Here is a 20,089-nt window from a genome sequence, read left to right on the forward strand (position 1 = left end):
TAACTGTTGTTTTGGGCTCATCGTGTAAAAACATTTCACATACGTTTCAGTAACTGATAGATATTGAGCCCAAATCAACATTAAACTTTAACACCGTTAGTTTACAATTAAGATCTTCTATTTAACAATGCTGCCAGAGCAAATCTTACTAATGGAAGACTAGAAGATTTATGTTGTTTCGTACCCTCTTTCTGTCTCCAGCTCGTTTTATTAATTTGGTCTACTTTATATTTATGTTCATTCACTTTTGACTGAACTGTAAAATAATGCATCATAGTAAATCCCTCCAAAATTTTCTAATTCGTATTTACAATTATTATTATAAGTTTCCATAATTTAGCTAAAAAGTGTAAAATAAAGAATATTATTATCATGTTTTATTGGAGGGTTGTTATGAGGCTCGAAGAACATTACCTTACCTTGCGCGACAAATTTTCTGTTTATTCTGAAGGTTCACCCTTCCACCTCACTATTACGGAAGTTGCCGACCTGTTGGATTGTACTGAACGAAACGCGAAGCTCATTATGAAAAACTTTAAAGAATTAGGCTGGGTTACTTGGGAAGTTTTTAAAGGCCGAGGTAAAAAGCCATTGATAACCTTTCTCTATTCGAAAACAGAAATGGAACACTTACTCGTAAAAGATTTGATTAAACATGGAAAATATACTGAAGTAATTGAGAAGTTAAATAAATACGATTTACATATTCAAGAAGAATTGGAGCATTTCTTAGAAGATTATTTTGGAATATCAGTTGAACAGGAACATGAAACAAATGCTGAAATTGATGTGTTAAGATGTCCAATGCGGCAAAAAGTTATGGGTATCGATCCCCTAACAAGCTTGACACAACAGGAACATGAGATTACTCACCATCTTTATGATTCCTTGTTTACATTTGACTATGAAACTCAAACTGTACGGCCTCATATTTGCTTTCACTGGGACCATTCAAAGGACGGAACCGAATGGTTTTTATTTCTACGAAAAGGTGTTTTTTTTCATCACGGAAGATGTTTAGATGCCCACGATGTGAAATTTACGATTGAACATTTAAGTCAAATGGAAGGATATACAGACTGGTACAAAACGACACATATAAAAGAAATTACAGTCGTGAATAAATACGTTGTTAAGATCATGCTGTATCAATCGAATTTTTTATTACTAAATGAACTTTGTTCGAAACGCTACTCAATATTGCCTAGAGAGTGGGAAGAACACCTACTGGATAAAAATATTCCGATTGGAACAGGGCCTTATAAAGTGCTGGAATGGAATGAAGAAAAGGTCATTCTTGGCGCTCATGAACAATATTTTCAGATGAGACCGCATATTGACCGAATTGAATTAATTTATGTGAATACAAACTACCAAACAGATTCGCTTTTATTTAGCTTTCCTGATATGTATCATGAAGGTGCTCACTGGAAACCGCTTAAGCAAATCCCAAATGGGGCTTCCTATTTAACGATTAATTCACGAAAGCCAGGCGTCCACACCCACCCAGCTTTTAAAAAGGCGCTACATCGGATCATTTGGAACTACAAAACCCATACATCAGACGATCTAACACTACCTGCTCACCATTTTTTATATGAACAAAACCCTTTGGAGCTTGCAACCTCACATCACCTTTACGACGGCACCATGATCAAACAGCTATTAACAGAAGCGGACTACCAAGGAGAAACGATCCAGCTTTTTACACTTTATATCGATCAAGTAGAAAAACAAGAGCCTCTAATTGATATCGTTCATTTTTGTAAAACGTATGGCATCGATTTAGCCGTTCAAGCGATACCGATCAAGGACTTACTGAAGGAAGATCAGATTAAAAAGGCCGATATCCTTTTAGTTAACGTACTAGTCGAAGAAGATATCGTCCTATCACTCTCTCGTATTTTTAGTAGTCCACTAGGTTTCATTTACAACACCTTGACGGATAATGAGCAAGAAAATCTATTAAGAAAATTAAATCAAATTAAAACGATTCCTAAACGCGACGACCAGTTAAAAGCAATCCTATCGATTGAACAACAACTTATTGATACGAGCAAAATTCTGTTCATCCACCATAACACCTTCCAAGTCTTTTATAACGAAAAAAAATCAATGGAAGGCATCAACTTATTTCAAACGGGCGGAATTAACTATAGTATGGTTTGGCATAATAGAAAAGCATAAAGAGTGAAGCAGAGGATCTGTTCCCTCTACGAAAAAAACAACTATTCTCGTTGAATAGTTGTTTTTAGTATAGTGCTTCTATTGAAATAGTCATTCTATTATTTTTTAAATACATGTTGTCCAATTCTAGTTGTCGTTTGTTTGCTCTGGAGCCAGCTTGTCTTAACAATGTTGTCATTGTAAAAAAACAAGGCATCATTCGTTTCATTGGTTCCTTTTAATGCTTCTTCAACAGCTTTTTCGGCATTTTTAGTAGCTTTTTTATTAATGGAACCATTTGTTACGGGACAGAACTGGTTCTCTTGGTAAACGACATCTTCTAATTCGTCTGGGAAATGTTCACTATCCATTCGATTGAGGACAACTTCTGCGACTGCAACCTTTCCTTCGAAAGGCTCGCCTTTAGCTTCTGCAGTGACAAGACGTTCTAATAGTTCTTTTTCTTCCTTTGTAAGGGAAGTTCTAACTGCATGTGCACTCGCTTCTTCTATATCTTTTTCTACCATATATACCATACGTTCATCATGTAACTTCGGCAATTCCTCTTCTGGAACTTCTGCTCCTGTTAATAGTAACAATGTTGTTAAAACATTAACCATTTGTCGAACCTCCTTCAGTCAAATTATTCGACCCGACCTATATAAAAAAAGAAAAGCACCATAAGCTTCTCTAACGTTTAATTTGAAATTCTACTTAACAAACTTAACAAATTTTCAATAGACATTAAACCTGTAATGTCTTCCATGGTTTTTAAGGTAACAACTACCAGTAAAATCTAGGAGATGTATAAATATTCTTACAATTGGAAATAAAATGATTTACTAGACTATTTTAGGAGGATACAAATGATTAAAAAAACGATTACGATCCAGAGTTGGGAGCCGATCGAATTAAGAGGGCAATTCATTGAGGAATACGAAGTACTAGTGCCATCACATGAACAACTAGTTTCAGAAGGGAACCATCTCTCCGCTCTTATTCTTAAACAAAACAATCTTTCTATTAATGAGTTAAGATGGCATATCAATGGGACAGCACAAAGTTACTTTGTAAGTTAATAAAACATTTCGATGTATGTAAATAACGAAAGTGAATTTAAAGTTATTTGTTTTATTTCAGTTGGCAACTTTTGAAGAATGCTTTCAATTCGTTTCACCTTAAAATTACGAGCTTTCACCTATTTGATCCCACGTGCGGAATTTTATCTATCCAAATTTTTTCCGCATACCAATTTCTTTTATTTTTATAAATTATTTATTATATTAAAATGATTTTATTTAAAACAGAGGAACGCTCACTTTGTAAGGGTCCCTCTAATGGATCGAAAATTTATTGATTGCAAAAGTCTTGTTCTAGATTTTTCTTATTTTTGTTTGGATACACTAATCACGCACCTATTAATTTAAATTAATGCATTCCTTTCCATTCACCTTGGTTCTTGGAAGACTTTTTCTTTTTAGCTGTTTCTTTGTGCTGACGATTAGCTGCAGCACTGCCGAGTTCCTTAGAAAACTCAGAGTCGGTTTTACTTGAGTCAAACCCTTGCTTATTTTTTTGGTCAGCGTTCGTTTTGCCGTTCCGTTTAGCCATAAATATCACTCCTTTTTTTTATTATGAAAAATCAAAAAGAAGAATATTCATGGTAATAATAATTTTGGCCTTGCACTTTATAGACTGTCTTATCCTCTGACTAAAAGCAGACCCATAAAGATAACGGGTTCACTTGAAGGAGAGGACAGTGAATCCCTTACTGAAAAAGAATTCTTTTTATAGACTAGCTATATGACTACTCCGATAAATAACTACAAAATTTACCGATTAATCATTCAACACTTTATCCATGACGTTTTTTGTTTTCGGTCCAAAGATTCCATCGTTGGCTAACTCTGGAAAACGCTCTTGGAATTTGATGACGGCTGCTTTTGTTTTTGGACCGTAGACACCATCTACTGTTACGTTATAACTCATGTCATTTAACCCTTTTTGGAGCGTCTTTACTGCTTCGCCGCGGCTTCCGAGTCTTAATGTGCTATCAGCAAAACCAAATGAATTGACTTGTTTAGACAGAGTAGCATGCGTCTGTGGTCCATACACCCCATCATTTGCTAAATGCTTGTGTGACTTTTGGAACGCTAGCACCGCTGTTTTTGTATTTGGACCAAATACTCCGTCTTCCGTAAGCTCTGCCCCCATCGCTTTATTTAAAGCACGCTGCATAATCTTTACATTTTCCCCTCGTGAGCCTTCTTTTAAAACCCCTGTTGATGCGTAATCAAATATAGAATAATTTACACTTTCCTGCGCCCCAATTCCTGCAGCTGGGATCCCTAATAGTAATACTGAAGCTGTTGCCACTGTTACGGTTACTTTTTTCCATTTATTCAAAGAAATCATCTCCTAATTTTAAATTCAATCATGAGACGCTGGATTCGTTCCAAAGGTTTCAAGATTTGGTAAAAATAAATTAAATTAGGTAAAGAAAAATCCATCAACACAAAAAAGGCTACAGCCACCCTTGTTCTATAACCTTTTTACGTGATTAAACCCTATAAGAATTTCTAATTAGATTTTAAATATACTAATCATATAATCTTCTTCTGGAAAATCACCGATATATTCAAATCCATTGTTTGAATAAAACGCTTTTAACTTCTCATTTCCAGCCCAACAGTCTAAATATAAAGATTGATTCCTTTCTTTCGCTAAGGAACGAGCAAAAGCAGTTATTTTAGACCCGAAATTTCTGCCTTGGTAGTTTGGTAAAATGGCAATTTGGGATAAATATTTACTCGTTAGACCTACAGAAAACTCATTAATCTGCTGAATATCATGTATACAAAACGATCCGATAATATTTCTTTCTTCTAATGATAATACATAAGTGTATTTACTATTTATCTGATCTAATATTTTATCCTCATCCCAAGGATAATCCCATTGCCTAATCCCTTTTTGTTGTAAATCTAATGACACTTTATTTAAAACTGACAACACTTGTTGTAGATCTTCTACCTGTGCTAATCTAATTTGCATCATATCTAACTCCTAATTACAATCGTCATATTTAATTTTAGAAAAAATGCTACGCAATCATTTGACTGCTTTCCATATCGTCCACCGATCTTTTTCAATGATATTTATATCTGCTGGTAAAGATTGGTCTAAATGTTTTACTAATTGCTTTAATTCTTCATTGTCTAATTCATGTAAAATACTTCTTCCCGTTCTTGCCCTTACATCTTTAAGTAATTGCTCTTTTGTATCGTAAACTTTTCTCGTTTCCCATAACTTTATTTCTTCAATGTGCTTAAATCCAACTTCATTTAGCGTTTCGATTACAAATTGACTGCTATGTCTCCGTTTCGTCTCTTTTTCAATTAATTTTGGAAACCGTTCAAAGAAATACCCTCTAATATGCTGATCACTTCCTGCTAATAAACAATCTTCAGGTGTTCGGTCCTGGATAATATAATATCCTCCGTCCTTTAAGACCCGATATCCCTCTGTAAAACACGAACGCAAATCGTTAATATGATGGATTAATGCCCGTTCAAGCAGTAGATCAAAACGGTTACTTTCTACACCCGTTTCAAAAGCACTTCCATGATTGAATGAAATATTATGATAGTCTTTACAGTGTACTTTCGCCGCATCAAGCATCGCTCCTGAAAAATCTACACCTGTCACAAAATTGACTCCCATGTCAGAAAGTGCTTTACAATAAATTCCACCGCCGCACCCAACATCCAAAGCAACAGCCATATCATCGATAGGAACAAGGGTGTTTATGGCTTCAACCCATGACTTGTCGGCTTTTCTAGTTGTATAACTACTTTTGTTTTTGTTACTATGAAAATCAATGCCCAATTTATATTCCTCCATTACTTTAAAATTTACATACCATTACAATCGATTGATCACGTTCATTAACATAAATTTGACGCCTTTTCTTTCATACGAAAAATCGTTAAATGTACCAATGACATACGTATCCAGCTTCGGATGATAAAACATATACGCCCCTGTTATACCTGCATGGCCCCAGAGTGTAAATTTTTTTGGCATGAGAAGTGGCACTGGTTTAAATTGCATTATTCCATAACCATAGTCAATTCCGACACCATACTTCGCTTTATCTTTTTTCATTTTCTCAAACGTTTCTTTTTTTACTAATCGATGTGACGTTAATGCTTTCATAAACTTTAACAAATCTTCTCCTGTAGATACGACTCCACTCCCAGCAAAATCAATCCCTGAATATCCTTTTAAATGGGTAATATTGTGATGATTAACATAGAAATCTGCGACTGGTGGCGTGTTTTGATCTATTGGGTCAGATTCAAATAGGAATGATGAATGCCTCATTTCGAGAGGTTCGTAAAAGTATTGTTTGATTGATTCATGAAATGGTTGTTTAGTAATTTTTTCAATGATCAATCCTAACAGATGATAGTTGGTATCGGAATATTTAAAGCCTTTGCCTGGAGGGAAATGAGGTTTTTTATGAATTTTTGCCCAAGTGATCGCCTCTTCAGGGCTCATGTAAAAATTTGGATCGTTTAGAAGTTGGTTTAATAATGGGTGAAAAAAATCTGGTAATCCAGATGTTTGATTTAATAGGTGTTTTATTTCAATTTCTTTTGTATAATCCGTTTCGTTATAAACATGTAATTTTTGTAGTAAAGCTTGATCCAAATAATAAGTGATTTTGTCTGTGTACTTTAATAGTCCCTCTTCATATAAAATACTAATCAGAACCGAGGTAAATAACTTGCCAACACTGGCCATATATGCGGGTTGGTTGGAGTCTATCAATCCTTCATTCAAATTTAAATGAATTTCGTTCTTGTCTGAATGGACGAGTAAAAATGCACTTTTTAAGTTAGGGTCTTTTTGTACTTTTTTTCGAAATGAATGTTTAATTAATTGGATGACTTTTTCCTTTTGAGTCGTTTTCATTCATATCACCTTTTTTAAGATTTTCTTTTGTACAAATACGTTCCGTACATTCGCTAAATGGTTGCAGTAACGAATGGGTGCACCAGCGAGGATTTTCTAGTTAACTGTAAGCTTAAGAACTACGTTTGAGTATACGAATCATTGCTTGATAAGCAGCACTATGACCATAGCCGCTTAGTTGATTGACTGTCCCTGTAAAATAAACGTTTCGCTCTGGATTATAAAAAGCAAAAGCGCCTGATTGTCCCCAGAAACCTAATATTTCTTTAATCGGATGAATGGGGGAAAGCACTCGAGGCGTCCAGAGCTTTTCAAGCCCAATACCGTAGTAAAATTGGCCTGGGAAATATATCTTATTCCATTGCTTTAGTCTTTCGATCTCTTCTTTTTGAAAAAAACGACCATTGAAAAACGCCTTTAGAAACAACATCGACTCTTTCGCCGTCGAAACGATTCCACCTTCAGGAGTGATCGAGGTCATATAATGGGGCAAATGAAGTTTCGCCGATTTATAATAGATCGGTGCAGGACTTGTATCGCTTTCATCTGAGTAGACATACGTATCGGTTAAACCAAGTTCGTCAAAAATAAAGGAGTGAAAGACGTCTCTCATGCTCGAGCCTGTAATGTTTTCAATAATTCTTCCGAGCAGTTGATAGTTTGTATCTGAATAATTGACTTTGCCTTTTTGTCCTGGTTTGAATTTAGGTTTTAATTGCTTCACAAGCATCAATGTTTCGTCTAACGTCCAAGTCTGGTCTTTTCCTGTGAAAAGTTCCGCAGCAACTGTTTTTCCATTCGATTGTTTATAAGAGAAATAATCTGGTAGTCCCGAAGTATTAGAGATTAGATGTTTTATCGTAATCTCTTTTGAATAGTCGATCCCACTGTACACATGAAGTCTGTCCATAACCTCTTCTGGCAAAAAGTTCATAATCGGATCATCCAAGTCCAACTTCTTCTCCGCTTTTAATTTCAAAATAACAGCTGTCACATATAATTTTGTCACACTGGCAATAAAGTAACGATCATCCTTTTGAAGATTCCCAGCGCTACCCGTCCAAGAAAAGTCATCTCCTCGTTCAACGCACAATACCGCTCCAAAGTTGTTTTTCTTTTTAGTCATTTGATGTACAGTCTGTTCCAGAAAGGCGGCATCTAATTTTTTCCCCATCATTCTCCTCCTTGAAAATTTACTAATCATCATCGCTTGAATACCGATTATTCCTTTTCTTTTTTTAACCTCGTCGCACTGATAACATCTTCAGCAGCACTTGAAGACATTACTATCATCTCATCGATCGTCAATTCCTTTGGCAATAATTGATTGGCAACCATCAGTGTCAGACCCAATTGAAAAGCTCTCATTTTAAGGAAGATCATCATTAGTTCTTCGTCTGTAAATCCTTCAAGCGCTGGATCATGTTTCATCTGGGTGACAAAATCCATTTCTTGATCGTATTCTTGTAAGTACTCGTTTGGATTCATCATTAAATCCCTGACAAGGACGGGGTATTCATCTGCAAATTTTAGACTAGCAATTCCAATATCTTTGAAGGGATTCCCTGAATTTTGTTCTTGGATTTTTTGTTCGCTTAATTTAATCACTTTTTGCATTACTGCCCTTTTAAGATCTTCTACATCTTTAAAATTCACATAAATGGGCGCAATAGAGCTTCCGAGTTGATCGGCCACCTTGCGAATGGAGATGTGGCTCATCCCCTCTGTTTTCGCGATTTCAAAAGCTGCATCTATTATTTGAGATTGAGAAAATTTTTTCTTTGGCGGCATTTCATACAGCACCCCCTTAAATATCACTCGTTATATAACATCTGATATATATCTTTTATTATACATAAATTCCCTTTTTTAGGAAGCCTAATTAGTGAATTTATGTATAAAAGGATTTGGCGGTCTCAAAGGCGTGATGCTTACTTAAGCGGACTTCAGGGCTTATATTTTTGTGATTATTATCCAATGTGTCTATAATTTGCATTATTTTTATTTCTCCTCACCGTTTTTCCCTTTTCTCAATATATACATTTTGACGGAACGAACATTAAGGGGGATTATGAGATGAAATCAGGAAGGATTGAACAATACAAGAAATATAGTAAGTTTACTAATTTAGAAGAATTTAATGTTTCCAATAAAAAAGCATTAGAAATCCACGGACATCACTTTACAAAAGGTGAAAAGATTGCGTTTGATGTACTTACGCATTTCAGTGTAAAAGTTCTGGGTGTTTGCAATGCCCGCATTTGTAAGTTGGTACAAGCCTGTCAAAATACAAAGGGCGGCATTTCTCGCTCTACTTTTGAACGAATGCTTCGAAAGGCTAAAGCGTTGGGGATTATTTCAACTATTCACACGATAAGAGAAACAGGAGGCTATGCACACAATGTTTATATTTTTAACCGATTTGACACTACCACCAACGAAAAATTGACGTCTCGTAATAACAGCAGAAACCCGAATCTACCAATAGCTGATAAGGGCAAAAAGCAACAGGAAACTCTTTTAGCTGAAACAAAAACATTAAAAGATAAAGATCTACGTCAAGAAAAGACGGTTAATAAGATCAATCCAATTAATAAAATGATGGACACTGACGAACTCGACCATACCTATGTTCCAGATTTCGTTCCAACTCCATTCATTAAAGCAGTTCACCCGTTTTTCAAGGGAGCTAAAGAAATTTGCGGACTATGGAATCGCGCCCAAATCGCTTATCGATCTGCTTGTTTTCCAGAAACCACTTGCATCAATTCCTTACTACCTACCATTGTCCAAGCCTTCAAACATACTGTTTTCCGCTATAAACAAAACCGTATTAAATCAAGCTTTATCCCGTATTTTTACGGAACCATGTCCAATATGCTGACCATTGAGAAACGAAAAATGGTAGCTAAAGCCACTCGATGGGGACAGTGGTTGGAGGTGTAGTTAGTCTTTTCCTTACAATATGTTTTCTCAAGTGAAGGATCAGGTTGCCTCAAACTGCTAACGTATTTAATCAGAATTATTTACATAAGGAATTTTTAGAAGTATATGTAGAAAATTTGTAAAATCCTAAAACAAGAATAAGAGTAGCAATAACCGATTGCTACTCTCGTTTGTACCTTAAAATATTTAACTGTAATCATTTTTCACCAGAAATCTCTACAACAAATTAGGTCTATTATTTCAAAAGTTGCAAGATCATATGTGGGTTCTGATTAGCCTGTGCAAGCATAGCTTGAGAAGTTTGGGTTAGGATGGTCGCTTTTGTAAAATCCATCATCTCTTTTGCCATATCGATATCACGAATTCTGGATTCAGCTGCAAGTAAATTTTCAGCGTAATTACCCACGTTATTTTTTGCGTATTCTAAACGGTTTTGTAATGCTCCATAAATTGTTCTGTAATTCGTAACTCTTGTTAATGCCCTATCAGTTCGGGCTATAGATTCTTCGGGAATAGCTGGCGGTAGAATTCCTACATGCATAATACCCAAACTATCAGCTTTTACACTGTATAAAGGAATAGAAATATGCTCATTTCCGTTAGCCCCTATTTGGATGTTTAATTTTGGCGGGATATAGTCTATATCCTTAATATTTGTTGTAACTGTTTCCACAATAGGATCGATTGTTCTCGTTGTTTTATTTGTAACATGGTAAACATCTTTTTTAAAATTAAAATTACTTAGTGAAATTCCAAACTTTATAGTAGCTCCATCTTCAAAATCAGTGTTTTCCCATGTAGGAGTAATTACATGAGGACCTGAATTCCCAGATTGCAAGTATGAACTTCCAGTTTTTAATGACTCAGGCTTCAGGTAACTTTCCCCATGTAGGAATGAAAAATCATAACTGACAAGGTCGTTAGATAGTTCAAAAACTACGTCCGAATCAGGTATCTCTGCGGTTAGTGCAGTCCCCCCTACGGGCACCCCGCTAGAGGATGAAATGGAATATGCACCGTTGTATTCGGGCTGAAAAACAGTACTAAACTTTACCTGTTTATCTATACCAGAACTATTTTTAATTATATATTCTGCTGTAAATCCCACTCCATCTGTTGACATAACCTTCTCTATTTCTATGCCATCTTTTTCATATGTAGCAGAGATAGTGTTTGATGTGATATTTGAACTTGTTAATGTAAAATTATCAAGGGTATGTGATATACCATCTATTTCAACAACTGTAAACCTATCCTCAAATCCACCAAAATCTGGGTATTCCCCTGCTAGTGTTGCAGTGGGTATAAGTTTTGTCTGAAAAAAAACATTATTAATTGAAAGATATTTAACATCCAGTTCTTTGTATCTTGGGTCACTTTCTAATATTCTTCCATATGAGTATTCATTTGTAGCTGTTGTTTCAGTATGAATATGTTCATTTTTTTCATAATCGGTATATCCTTGCCTTCCATCAGGAGAAGTAATTGGAGATATATAAGCGTCATGAAAATACACGTCATTAATTGTTGTTTCCGTATTAGACGTTTGAACCGTCAGAGGAACATCGGTAGTACCAATTGGAAAAAAGTATGTAAATTGTTCGAGATTAGTGACCGTAGGAGGAAATGGTCCTGATGTAGTTACATCCACGTTATGACTTGAACGGTCTTCAAGTATTTGATAATCATCTCGTGCCAAAAGGTTAATGTTATTAAACCCAGTTCTATTAGCAATACTGTCAATTTCTTTTGTAAGCTCATTTATTTCTCTCTCTATATTCCTTTTGTCATCAAGAGTATACGTTTCATTCAAACCCTGAATTAACAGTTCTCTTTGACGTTGAATAATATTGGTTATTTCTTGGAAACCACTCTCCGCTGTCTGAATAACAGAAATGCCGTCTTGAATATTTCTGGTCGCTTGATTTAACCCTCTGATTTGAGCTCTCATCTTCTCTGATATAGCTAGTCCAGCCGCATCATCAGCTGCTCGATTAATACGTAGGCCAGAGGATAGTTTTTCTAACGAAGAACCAGTATTTTTAATACTATTATTAAACCTATTTATTGTGTTTAATGCTGATATATTATGTGTTATTTTCATAAACCCACCCACTAATGCCAATCTATTATTTTTATCGGTATTTTAAAGGAAATGTTTAGTAATAATTTCATTTAGTTTCTTTACGGTGACCAACAGCCGAAAACCTGATGTTGACATGAGTTTTTTAACAATTCTGATTTATCATGTGTTAACATTTATAGAAATAGGTTACTCTTTAAAGGAGGAATTAAATATGGAATACATTACGTTATTAGCCAAACTACTGCCCCCTGATCGTGTCACAACGAATAAAACTACTTTACAAAATCACGGGAAAGATGAATCTCACCATACAGAATCATTACCCCATGTGGTCGTGTTCCCTGTCAGTAAAGAAGAAGTGAGTGAAATACATAAGATTGCGAGCAAATACGAGGTTCCAGTCACTCCGTTTGGACTTGGTTCTAGTCTAGAAGCTCATGTCATTCCCTACCATGGGGGGATTACTGTTGACTTCTCTTTTATGAATCAAATCGTTGAAATTCGTGAAAATGACTTTTTAGTCAAGGTGCAACCAGGAATTACCCGGACTCAATTAAATAAAACACTAAAACCATATGGGTTGTTCTTTCCTGTTGATCCAGGAGCAGATGCGACAATTGGGGGAATGACAGCAACAAATGCAAGTGGGACTACATCTGTAAGATATGGTGGGATGATCGATCAAATTCGAGATATTGAAGTCGTTCTTGCAGATGGTTCAATCATACATACAGGCAGTTTGGCTACAAAGTCTAGCTCAGGCTATCATTTAAATTCTTTATTTGTAGGTTCAGAGGGAACACTTGGGCTTTTTACAGAAATCACCTTGCAAGTATACGGAATACCAGAATTTACAGCTACTGCAAGAGCAGTTTTTCCAACCGTAGCAAACGCGGTAGATGCTGTCGTAAAGATACTCCAAGCGGGAATTCCAATCGCTCGCTGCGAGTTAGTCGATAGCTACTCTATGAAACAAGTAAATAATCATAGTAAAACGAACTACCTTGAGAGTCCTACCCTATTTCTAGAATTTCACGGTAATGAGTCTGGTCTCGCTCAAGATGTAGCCTTTACAGAGGAGATCGTTAATGATTTAGGCTGTCAAGAAATCATCTTTGAAACCGACTCAAAAGCCTCGTCTCTATTATGGGAAGCTAGACATAACCTAGCCTATGCCTATATCCACGGCACACCAGGCAAGAAGTTATTAGTAACCGATGTATGCCTACCGATAACAGAGTTAGCTGGGGCCATTGATGATGCTAGACACACACTAAACAAGCTCGATCTTATAGGTGGAATCGTTGGTCACGTCGGCGACGGCAATTTCCATGTTCTCTTAATGATCAACAAGAATGATCCAATGGAAATCAAGCAGTCCGAGGAGTTTACAGACCACCTAGTCAAATATGCTATAACTCGAGGTGGAACTTGTACAGGTGAACACGGAGTTGGAATGGGCAAAAAGAAATACCAACGCCTCGAGCATGGTGCTGCCTATGATGTCATGATTACAATTAAAAAGGCATTAGATCCTTTGTGTATTTTAAATCCTGACAAAATCATTGATAAATACTAAAAAATGACCTTACTCTCCTCTTCCTAGCATTCCCACTGGAAAAAATCTATTGACCCTAGTATGAAATTTCTTAAAGAGAGTTTAGTTAAATCTATAATTTGGCTTTAAAAAAAGATCAAGAACATAATAAGGAGGAATTAACTTGATACATGATGTGGGGGAATATGTGAAATTTTTAGATGCTACAAGGAAACGTACTTTGCAATATATTGAGGCCATCCCAGAGTCAAGTTTAGACTGGAAACCAGCAGAAGATAAATTTACTACGGGGGATTTATTACGACATTTAGCCTCCTCACAACTGATGTTTTTAAGTGTTTTTGAAAAAGGGGAATGGATATATCCTGGACATGATAATACCAAAGGAGAAACGATTGAAGAAATTAAGAAGTACTTAGAAGAATGCCATGTAACTTTAACTACTGGCTTATTAGCTTTAGGAAATGATTTATTAGAGAGAAAAGTTCCTACTTTACACGGACATGAAGTAAGCTCATGGAGAATTTTAATGGCACTAACTGAACACGAAATACATCATCGTGGACAACTATCAACGTATTTACAAATGAACCAAATACAACCACCACAAGTTTTTGGTCTAAAAATTGAAGATGTGAAACAAGGATAGTGTATAGGATGTACATTTCCTTTAATTAATATCAGCAATGAGACGGTTTCCTTTCTTCTATATTCTTAGAAGAAAGAGAACCGTCCTTATATTTAATAGATTAAGTCCATCATTTCTTCATACCATAACCTCGTTTCGTTGATATCTCTTGAGTTAATGAATAAATAATCTTCCCCTTTTTCAATGTATATAAAAGGAGGATGATTACGATATAGAAGTAATCTGCCTTTTCCTAACTCCTCAAGGCGAAAGTGGCCCTTTAATCTATTGGCAAAAGCAAAACCATTTGTTCTTACTTGAACATTTGGAATGGTATCGACCAATTCAACATTCGTAATTTTATCTAAAGGCCAATCCACTCCGTAAAAACCACTAATTTGCAGTTGAGTATCAGATGTAGATAAGTGATTCGGTTGTATACCAATATAGGTAACGACTCCTAGAATTCCAAAGGTAAAAACAATCGTAAGTATTAATATAATTGAATTTCGCTTGCTGCTTTTAGTTGTATCTAATTTACCGATATAGAGTAAATGTGTGAATATATAAATGATCATTACGAGCCATGAAAGCTCTATCATATATGGTATTTTTAATAAATATAGTCCTAATCCACCTACTAAAATAAACCCTGAATTTATCAGTGCTCTTCCTGCTGCTTGTGGATAGCCATTCTTAATTAGTATCTTTTGTTCTTCCTCTGATTTTGAAGAAAATCCAGATAGAAGAAAATATACTTCTTTTTTTACGATGAGGTATCCTAGTAGGAAAAACATTAATACCATAAATAGTTGAATAATTATTAGTGCGATCAAATGCTTCCCCCTGTCTACCATTAGCTCCTAAAAGGAAAATTGTAACTACTCTTTGTGTAATCTGTTTTCCAAGTCTTTTCTACCTCGTATAGGAGATGGCAAGTCCCTATGTTATTAATTATTTAGTCAAATCACCTATTTATGGTATAGCCTTTCTGCTTTCTTCAATTGGTTAATCCTTCTCATATAAATGATCATCGCGAATCCGAGAAGTATAATAGCTAACCAGTTTAGTAATGAGACATACATATTAATACGAGAAATAGTCATGTTATAAATAGCTGGGATAAAATTTACAAAAATAAAGATACTCATAAAGGTTACAATATTACTATAATGCTTAATCTTGGACTTATAGTCTGAAAAAATTTCAAAAGGACCATCTACAGCTCTTTTGCGAAAATATACCCAGCGGACATTAGAAGCAATGTGTTCTACCTCGTTTTCCTCCATAAACTCAATATATTCCTTACTTTCTTGGTGGGTTGGTAAATTATCCAATAGTTGTATTCGATAACAATACTCACCTGGTTCGCCCTTCTCAAAATAATACTTTGGAAAACTGTAGTTCACTAGATGTAAACCTTTGGCAGCCATCTCATTCAACCACTTCTCTTCCTTTTCGTAGTCGATAAAAATTTTTGTCATTTTAATTGCCATTCTTTTCACCTCGTATGAATTGATTTCCATTCCTAACAAGCTCCGCTAAACGTTCCAGTTCCATCTGAAGAACTTCTTTTCCTGTTTCAGTTATTTTATATTCCTTTCTCCGGCTGTCTTCTTTTTGCTTAACTGGTTCAATCCATCCCTTCTCCAGTAATGATTTAATCGCTCCATATAATGTTCCAGGACCTAATTCCACTCTATCTTGAGTAATTTCCCTTACAAATTGCGTAATTCCATACCCATGCATTGGTTGGTTAAGTGCGACTAATATATAATAAATAGCTTCCGTCAATGGAACATGATCTTTATTTACTTTCATATGCACCCTCCTACAATAAACATCGCAAGGCGATATATCGTTATACGATATATCTTAAGACGATTATATCGGCACCTGATATATTTGTCAATAAAATGAATCTCTTTTCAACTAATGGTACAACAAGGACTTTGGGACGAGGTTGGAAGGATAATATGAGGAGCAGTGCAGAATGATTTTATCTCATTAAGAAAAATAGGGCCCCATATTTTATGGGATCCCTACGTCATTAGTTAAGTTTATTATTTTTCTACACCTAAACTTTGTTTAGCAATTTGCTCATATTCTTGTAATCCCGATGCCTCCGCAAATTCAGCTACATCAATCGCGGAAGTTGCTTGTAGCTCAATGATATGCTCCTTCATAAGTGGCCATGTGACTCCACCTGCAACTTCATACGATGCAATAATTTGCTCCAACGCCTGTTCCCCGAATATCATGTAAAGTCCAACAAAATCTTTTGATACATCTGTTACAGCCACTTCTGTCCAATCAATTAATCCCGTAACTTCTAATTTATCATTGATCAGCGTATGTCCAGCATGAACATCCCCATGAATTAGCCCAGTATGCATTGGCCACATCTTGTCATTGTCTACCCATGCTTGCCACCTTGACCATAATGTATCACTTACGCCATACTTTTCCTTTACTCCAATCATTCTTTTTTTCATATCTGCTCTTGCTTCATCCGCAGTCTGCACCTTTAATCCAGTTATATTCAAAAATTCACTAGGAACCTGATGCAGTTCAGCTAACACTTTCCCAAGCGAATTGAGGTAATTATCTGGAACATGGTTGACATCAAACTCCCAAATATAGTCTTTAACCGCTTGATCTACAGTCCCTGCTGGAATACCTGATAATTGTTTATAGGCAATGAACTCTTCTGTGTACACCGACCATACAGGCACTTCAAATGAAACATGGCGATTCACTATATCTAACACTTTCTTTTCGATATCTGTTTTATTCATCGAGTCTTTTCTTCTCGGTAATCGGAATATCCAGCGAACGCCATTGCGATCGACAACATGACAGACTTGAAAGTCTAAACCAGACTCATTAATTTTAATCTCTTCCTCATTAATTATAATCCCATTTCTATTAGCAATCTCTTTAATTTCTTTTATCTTTTTAATCATCGTTATTACCCCTTCTTTTTTACTTTTATTAGTGTCCTACCATGCATTAGCCATTATCGACTATATTAAAAAAATCACAGGCCAGCTGCCTGTGATTTAGAGTAAACGGATAGATATCATTCCTAATGATAGATCTTTTCGTATAGTTCCATGAATACACCCTCTAATCTTCAGAAGAAGGTAAAACCAATGGCCAATAGCCTTTTTAATTTTATACTTTTCCGATTTAAAGCATAAAAAAGAAAGGCAGAACGATCCGCCTTTCTACATATAGCATATCTCTATGCAAAATGGAGATTATTAAAAAAGGGCAGACTGATCCCGTTTACTCTGCATACACATACAGAGCCTTTGAACGTATGAAATTACTTGTTCAAAGTTCGGAACCGAATTCTGGATGGTAACATTTTTTAATAATCCTCCTAAACATTTAAAATAATTCACTTAAAGATTTTAGCTTTATATTATTATAATGTCAATAGAGAATTAAAAAGGGGTCTGACCCCCACCATCATTCAGCCAGTCCTTTAAAAAGTTCAACCGCGGTTTCGATAATCTCGTCCTCGAAATCATATTGTACAGTATGGATATGAGGATAATCTTCCCCATTTCCGATGTAGCAGATGGCTCCCTTCGTCTCCTTTAAATAGTGTCCGAAATCTTCGGACGCACGAAAGGCTTCGGTCATTTCAACAAGCTGAAAACCTTTATTTTGACAGACTTTACGTATCTTGTCGGAACTCTCTTTATGATTTACCGTTTCTGGAAAGGTATCATTGTATGAGAAACTCGTTTTTAGCCCGTATTGAGCGGATAGAGAAAGAGAAAGTGCTTCAAGATTTTTTTGCAGCTTCACCAATTCTTCCTCATAAAATGCACGAATGGTTAATAACAATTTTCCCTTGCTCGCAGATACTCCGAACGCTCTTTCACCAATATCGACCTGAACGACAGTACAAAGTACCATACCTCTATTAATCTCAGACGCTGTAAACTCGGGAATTGAACCAATAATCTTCGCAATTGCAAAAGCTGGGTTTACCCCATCCTCTGGTTGACTGGCATGTGCTGGAGTACCTTCCATATGAATCGTCAATCCCTTTGATGCACAGTGAGCAGTCCCATCAATTACATGAACAGATTTTAAAGCCATACCGCTCATATTGTGATATGCAAATATTTCATCAATATTATGCTCCTTTATTAAAGAAGCACACTGAGTCGCACCGTCCCCTGTCTCCTCTGCATGTTGAAACAAGAAATAAATGTTGTTGTCAGCACCTTTCTGATCCACTTCAAGAGCAAAGCCAGTTAAACAAGCGGCATGACCATCATGTCCACATTTATGAGAAACTCCTCGGACCGTTGAAGCGTGAGGGATTTCAATTGTTTCTTCGATAGGAAGAGCGTCAAAATCAGCACGGAACGCAATGTTCTTTTTATCTTCACCTGCCCGATAAATCGCATAAAACCATTGATCCTTATCAACAATTTCTAGTTGTGTATGTTCTTTAAGAAAATCCATTAAACGCTGCTTCGTCCTAACTTCTTGATTGGAAAGTTCAGGGTGTTGATGTAATTCTTGACGTAATTTTTTGGTTAATTCCAGATTTTTTTTTTCCACTGATCTCTTCCTTTTATTTTAAAATAATTTTTTGATTGAACCTGTTGCAGGTGGGGTAGTTTATATGGTTTATCTTATTAATAGTAGAATACAAAAATTTCCATCCACAAAAAATCTATTAACCAAACTTCTGACAATATCTAACTTATAATTCGTAACAATTGTAACAAACCATAATTCCCCTATTACTAAAATACCAATTATCTCTAAGAAAACCAATTCCAATACACCTTTAATCTCTATGTAAACATATTGTAATACTATTCTATTTAATTCTCTCATAAGGATAGAGTTGTACAGGTAAATAAGAGCACACAAAAAACATATTTACTAGGAGGAGAACTATGAAAAAACTAATATTTTTATTAACATTACTAGCTGCTCTATTTTTTGCAGCTCCAGCTTTTGCTTATACAGTTGAAAAAGGTGATACAATGACGAAAATCGCACAGGCTCATGGCTTAACATTAAAAGAATTAGCAGAAGCTAACCCACAAATAAAAAATTTAGATCTGATATATATCGGTGATCACATACATATAGCTAAGCGTAAAAATTTCAACCCACCAAAGCAAACAAGCAACTCTAATAACGTAAGTCGTAAAAAAGCGCCATTAAGTAGCGCCAATACGGAAGAAAAAAAAGAAACCAATTCTAACAAACTAAGTCTAACGGAAGCTGAAATCGACTTATTGGCAAGAATTGTACGAGCCGAAGCCCAAACCGAACCTTTCGAAGGAAAAGTGGCGGTAGCAGATGTGGTCTTAAATCGATTGGAAAGCTCTCAATTTCCTAATACAATAAAAGGAGTTATTTATCAACGCGGACAATTTCAACCCGTTTCAAATGGACAAGTTAATAAACCAGCTGATAAAGAATCAATCAAAGCAGTACACGCAGCATTAACAGACATGAGAAATATAGCAAAAGGTTCGTTATTCTTCTATAACCCAGACATTGCAACAAGTCGTTGGCTAGATTCAAGAGAAACAACCGTTGTAATCGGACAACATGTGTTTAAAAATTAAAAAACGGGGTCTGACCCACTGGCGTTGCATGCCTTTAAAATAGTTCCATTTTTTCAAAAAATAGTATTTACAGACATAAAAAAAACTCCTATCGTAGAAGTTGTTGA

21 protein-coding genes are annotated in these 20,089 nt (G+C 35.7%); 6 read left to right on the forward strand and 15 right to left on the reverse strand.

Annotated elements, in window-relative coordinates; genetic code table 11:
- Positions 1-107: 107 nt before the first annotated feature.
- The gene (locus GKP30_RS12435) at positions 108-275 is read right to left on the reverse strand and encodes a hypothetical protein (protein ID WP_216829769.1); all 168 of its coding nucleotides are present in this window, start codon (positions 273-275) and stop codon (positions 108-110) included.
- 118 nt (positions 276-393) lie between these two features.
- On the opposite strand from GKP30_RS12435, the gene GKP30_RS12440 reads away from it, so the two are divergent.
- The gene (locus GKP30_RS12440; RefSeq protein WP_216829770.1) at positions 394-2,187 is read left to right on the forward strand and encodes an ABC transporter substrate-binding protein; all 1,794 of its coding nucleotides are present in this window, start codon (positions 394-396) and stop codon (positions 2,185-2,187) included.
- 98 nt (positions 2,188-2,285) lie between these two features.
- Here the strand turns inward: GKP30_RS12440 and GKP30_RS12445 are convergent, their stop codons facing one another.
- Positions 2,286-2,786 carry a cell wall hydrolase gene (locus GKP30_RS12445; protein WP_216829771.1) on the reverse strand — a complete coding sequence of 167 codons (501 nt, stop codon included), beginning with the start codon at positions 2,784-2,786 and terminating at the stop codon, positions 2,286-2,288.
- Positions 2,787-3,032: 246 nt separating this feature from the next.
- Here GKP30_RS12445 and GKP30_RS12450 point away from each other — a divergent pair, with 246 nt between their 5' ends.
- Positions 3,033-3,245 (forward strand): hypothetical protein, encoded by a 213-nt coding sequence (locus tag GKP30_RS12450; RefSeq protein ID WP_216829772.1) that lies wholly within the window; start codon positions 3,033-3,035, stop codon positions 3,243-3,245.
- Positions 3,246-3,594: 349 nt separating this feature from the next.
- Here GKP30_RS12450 and GKP30_RS12455 read toward each other — a convergent pair whose 3' ends face one another.
- The 7 genes from GKP30_RS12455 to GKP30_RS12485 form a co-directional block, all read right to left on the reverse strand.
- Positions 3,595-3,777 carry a hypothetical protein gene (locus tag GKP30_RS12455; protein ID WP_216829773.1) on the reverse strand — a complete coding sequence of 61 codons (183 nt, stop codon included), beginning with the start codon at positions 3,775-3,777 and terminating at the stop codon, positions 3,595-3,597.
- Between the two features lie 228 nt (positions 3,778-4,005).
- Entirely contained in the window at positions 4,006-4,572 is a 567-nt protein-coding gene (locus GKP30_RS12460; protein ID WP_216829774.1) for a peptidoglycan-binding domain-containing protein, read from the reverse strand.
- Between the two features lie 177 nt (positions 4,573-4,749).
- The gene (locus tag GKP30_RS12465) at positions 4,750-5,223 is read right to left on the reverse strand and encodes a GNAT family N-acetyltransferase (protein ID WP_216829775.1); all 474 of its coding nucleotides are present in this window, start codon (positions 5,221-5,223) and stop codon (positions 4,750-4,752) included.
- Between the two features lie 54 nt (positions 5,224-5,277).
- Positions 5,278-6,054 carry a class I SAM-dependent methyltransferase gene (locus GKP30_RS12470; protein WP_216829776.1) on the reverse strand — a complete coding sequence of 259 codons (777 nt, stop codon included), beginning with the start codon at positions 6,052-6,054 and terminating at the stop codon, positions 5,278-5,280.
- A 36-nt stretch (positions 6,055-6,090) separates the two neighbouring features.
- Positions 6,091-7,146, reverse strand: a complete 1,056-nt coding sequence (locus GKP30_RS12475; protein ID WP_216829777.1) for a serine hydrolase domain-containing protein — start codon at positions 7,144-7,146, stop codon at positions 6,091-6,093.
- A gap of 112 nt (positions 7,147-7,258) precedes the next feature.
- The gene (locus GKP30_RS12480) at positions 7,259-8,320 is read right to left on the reverse strand and encodes a serine hydrolase domain-containing protein (RefSeq protein ID WP_216829778.1); all 1,062 of its coding nucleotides are present in this window, start codon (positions 8,318-8,320) and stop codon (positions 7,259-7,261) included.
- Positions 8,321-8,367: 47 nt separating this feature from the next.
- Positions 8,368-8,937, reverse strand: a complete 570-nt coding sequence (locus GKP30_RS12485) for a TetR/AcrR family transcriptional regulator (RefSeq protein ID WP_216829779.1) — start codon at positions 8,935-8,937, stop codon at positions 8,368-8,370.
- 285 nt (positions 8,938-9,222) lie between these two features.
- Between GKP30_RS12485 and GKP30_RS12490 the strand changes: the two genes are divergently transcribed.
- Positions 9,223-10,092: a hypothetical protein gene (locus GKP30_RS12490; protein ID WP_216829780.1), complete on the forward strand. Its 870-nt coding sequence runs from the start codon at positions 9,223-9,225 to the stop codon at positions 10,090-10,092.
- 235 nt (positions 10,093-10,327) lie between these two features.
- On the opposite strand, the gene GKP30_RS23890 is transcribed toward GKP30_RS12490, so the two are convergent.
- A complete protein-coding gene (locus tag GKP30_RS23890) occupies positions 10,328-12,196 on the reverse strand; it encodes a flagellin (RefSeq protein WP_328703151.1) in 1,869 nt (622 codons plus the stop codon).
- 193 nt (positions 12,197-12,389) lie between these two features.
- Here GKP30_RS23890 and GKP30_RS12505 point away from each other — a divergent pair, with 193 nt between their 5' ends.
- A complete protein-coding gene (locus GKP30_RS12505) occupies positions 12,390-13,757 on the forward strand; it encodes an FAD-binding oxidoreductase (protein ID WP_216829781.1) in 1,368 nt (455 codons plus the stop codon).
- Positions 13,758-13,899: 142 nt separating this feature from the next.
- Positions 13,900-14,385 carry a DinB family protein gene (locus GKP30_RS12510; protein WP_216829782.1) on the forward strand — a complete coding sequence of 162 codons (486 nt, stop codon included), beginning with the start codon at positions 13,900-13,902 and terminating at the stop codon, positions 14,383-14,385.
- 92 nt (positions 14,386-14,477) lie between these two features.
- On the opposite strand, the gene GKP30_RS12515 is transcribed toward GKP30_RS12510, so the two are convergent.
- The 5 genes from GKP30_RS12515 to GKP30_RS12535 form a co-directional block, all read right to left on the reverse strand.
- A complete protein-coding gene (locus GKP30_RS12515; protein ID WP_216829783.1) occupies positions 14,478-15,200 on the reverse strand; it encodes a DUF3784 domain-containing protein in 723 nt (240 codons plus the stop codon).
- 135 nt (positions 15,201-15,335) lie between these two features.
- Entirely contained in the window at positions 15,336-15,860 is a 525-nt protein-coding gene (locus GKP30_RS12520; protein ID WP_216829784.1) for a DUF2812 domain-containing protein, read from the reverse strand.
- Entirely contained in the window at positions 15,850-16,185 is a 336-nt protein-coding gene (locus GKP30_RS12525; RefSeq protein ID WP_236035066.1) for a PadR family transcriptional regulator, read from the reverse strand. The genes GKP30_RS12520 and GKP30_RS12525 overlap by 11 nt, the downstream gene beginning before the upstream one ends.
- Positions 16,186-16,427: 242 nt before the next feature.
- Positions 16,428-17,330 carry a macrolide 2'-phosphotransferase gene (locus GKP30_RS12530; protein ID WP_216829786.1) on the reverse strand — a complete coding sequence of 301 codons (903 nt, stop codon included), beginning with the start codon at positions 17,328-17,330 and terminating at the stop codon, positions 16,428-16,430.
- Positions 17,331-17,841: 511 nt separating this feature from the next.
- Complete coding sequence (locus tag GKP30_RS12535; RefSeq protein WP_216829787.1) at positions 17,842-18,954, reverse strand: M20 metallopeptidase family protein; 1,113 nt, start codon at positions 18,952-18,954, stop codon at positions 17,842-17,844.
- Positions 18,955-19,298: 344 nt separating this feature from the next.
- On the opposite strand from GKP30_RS12535, the gene GKP30_RS12540 reads away from it, so the two are divergent.
- Positions 19,299-19,982, forward strand: coding sequence for a cell wall hydrolase (locus GKP30_RS12540; protein ID WP_216829788.1), 684 nt, complete (start codon positions 19,299-19,301; stop codon positions 19,980-19,982).
- Positions 19,983-20,089: the final 107 nt, after the last annotated feature.

The organism is Alkalihalobacterium elongatum, from assembly GCF_019024285.1.
GTDB lineage: Bacteria > Bacillota > Bacilli > Bacillales > Bacillaceae_F > Alkalihalobacterium > Alkalihalobacterium elongatum.

Coding starts and splice junctions, on each gene's coding strand:
- GKP30_RS12435 (WP_216829769.1), bottom strand. CDS start 275: ATGATGCATTATTTTACAGTTCAGTCAAAAGTGAATGAACATAAATAT.
- GKP30_RS12440 (WP_216829770.1), top strand. CDS start 394: ATGAGGCTCGAAGAACATTACCTTACCTTGCGCGACAAATTTTCTGTT.
- GKP30_RS12445 (WP_216829771.1), bottom strand. CDS start 2,786: ATGGTTAATGTTTTAACAACATTGTTACTATTAACAGGAGCAGAAGTT.
- GKP30_RS12450 (WP_216829772.1), top strand. CDS start 3,033: ATGATTAAAAAAACGATTACGATCCAGAGTTGGGAGCCGATCGAATTA.
- GKP30_RS12455 (WP_216829773.1), bottom strand. CDS start 3,777: ATGGCTAAACGGAACGGCAAAACGAACGCTGACCAAAAAAATAAGCAA.
- GKP30_RS12465 (WP_216829775.1), bottom strand. CDS start 5,223: ATGATGCAAATTAGATTAGCACAGGTAGAAGATCTACAACAAGTGTTG.
- GKP30_RS12475 (WP_216829777.1), bottom strand. CDS start 7,146: ATGAAAACGACTCAAAAGGAAAAAGTCATCCAATTAATTAAACATTCA.
- GKP30_RS12480 (WP_216829778.1), bottom strand. CDS start 8,320: ATGGGGAAAAAATTAGATGCCGCCTTTCTGGAACAGACTGTACATCAA.
- GKP30_RS12485 (WP_216829779.1), bottom strand. CDS start 8,937: ATGCCGCCAAAGAAAAAATTTTCTCAATCTCAAATAATAGATGCAGCT.
- GKP30_RS12490 (WP_216829780.1), top strand. CDS start 9,223: ATGAAATCAGGAAGGATTGAACAATACAAGAAATATAGTAAGTTTACT.
- GKP30_RS23890 (WP_328703151.1), bottom strand. CDS start 12,196: ATGAAAATAACACATAATATATCAGCATTAAACACAATAAATAGGTTT.
- GKP30_RS12505 (WP_216829781.1), top strand. CDS start 12,390: ATGGAATACATTACGTTATTAGCCAAACTACTGCCCCCTGATCGTGTC.
- GKP30_RS12520 (WP_216829784.1), bottom strand. CDS start 15,860: ATGGCAATTAAAATGACAAAAATTTTTATCGACTACGAAAAGGAAGAG.
- GKP30_RS12525 (WP_236035066.1), bottom strand. CDS start 16,185: ATGAAAGTAAATAAAGATCATGTTCCATTGACGGAAGCTATTTATTAT.
- GKP30_RS12530 (WP_216829786.1), bottom strand. CDS start 17,330: ATGATTAAAAAGATAAAAGAAATTAAAGAGATTGCTAATAGAAATGGG.
- GKP30_RS12540 (WP_216829788.1), top strand. CDS start 19,299: ATGAAAAAACTAATATTTTTATTAACATTACTAGCTGCTCTATTTTTT.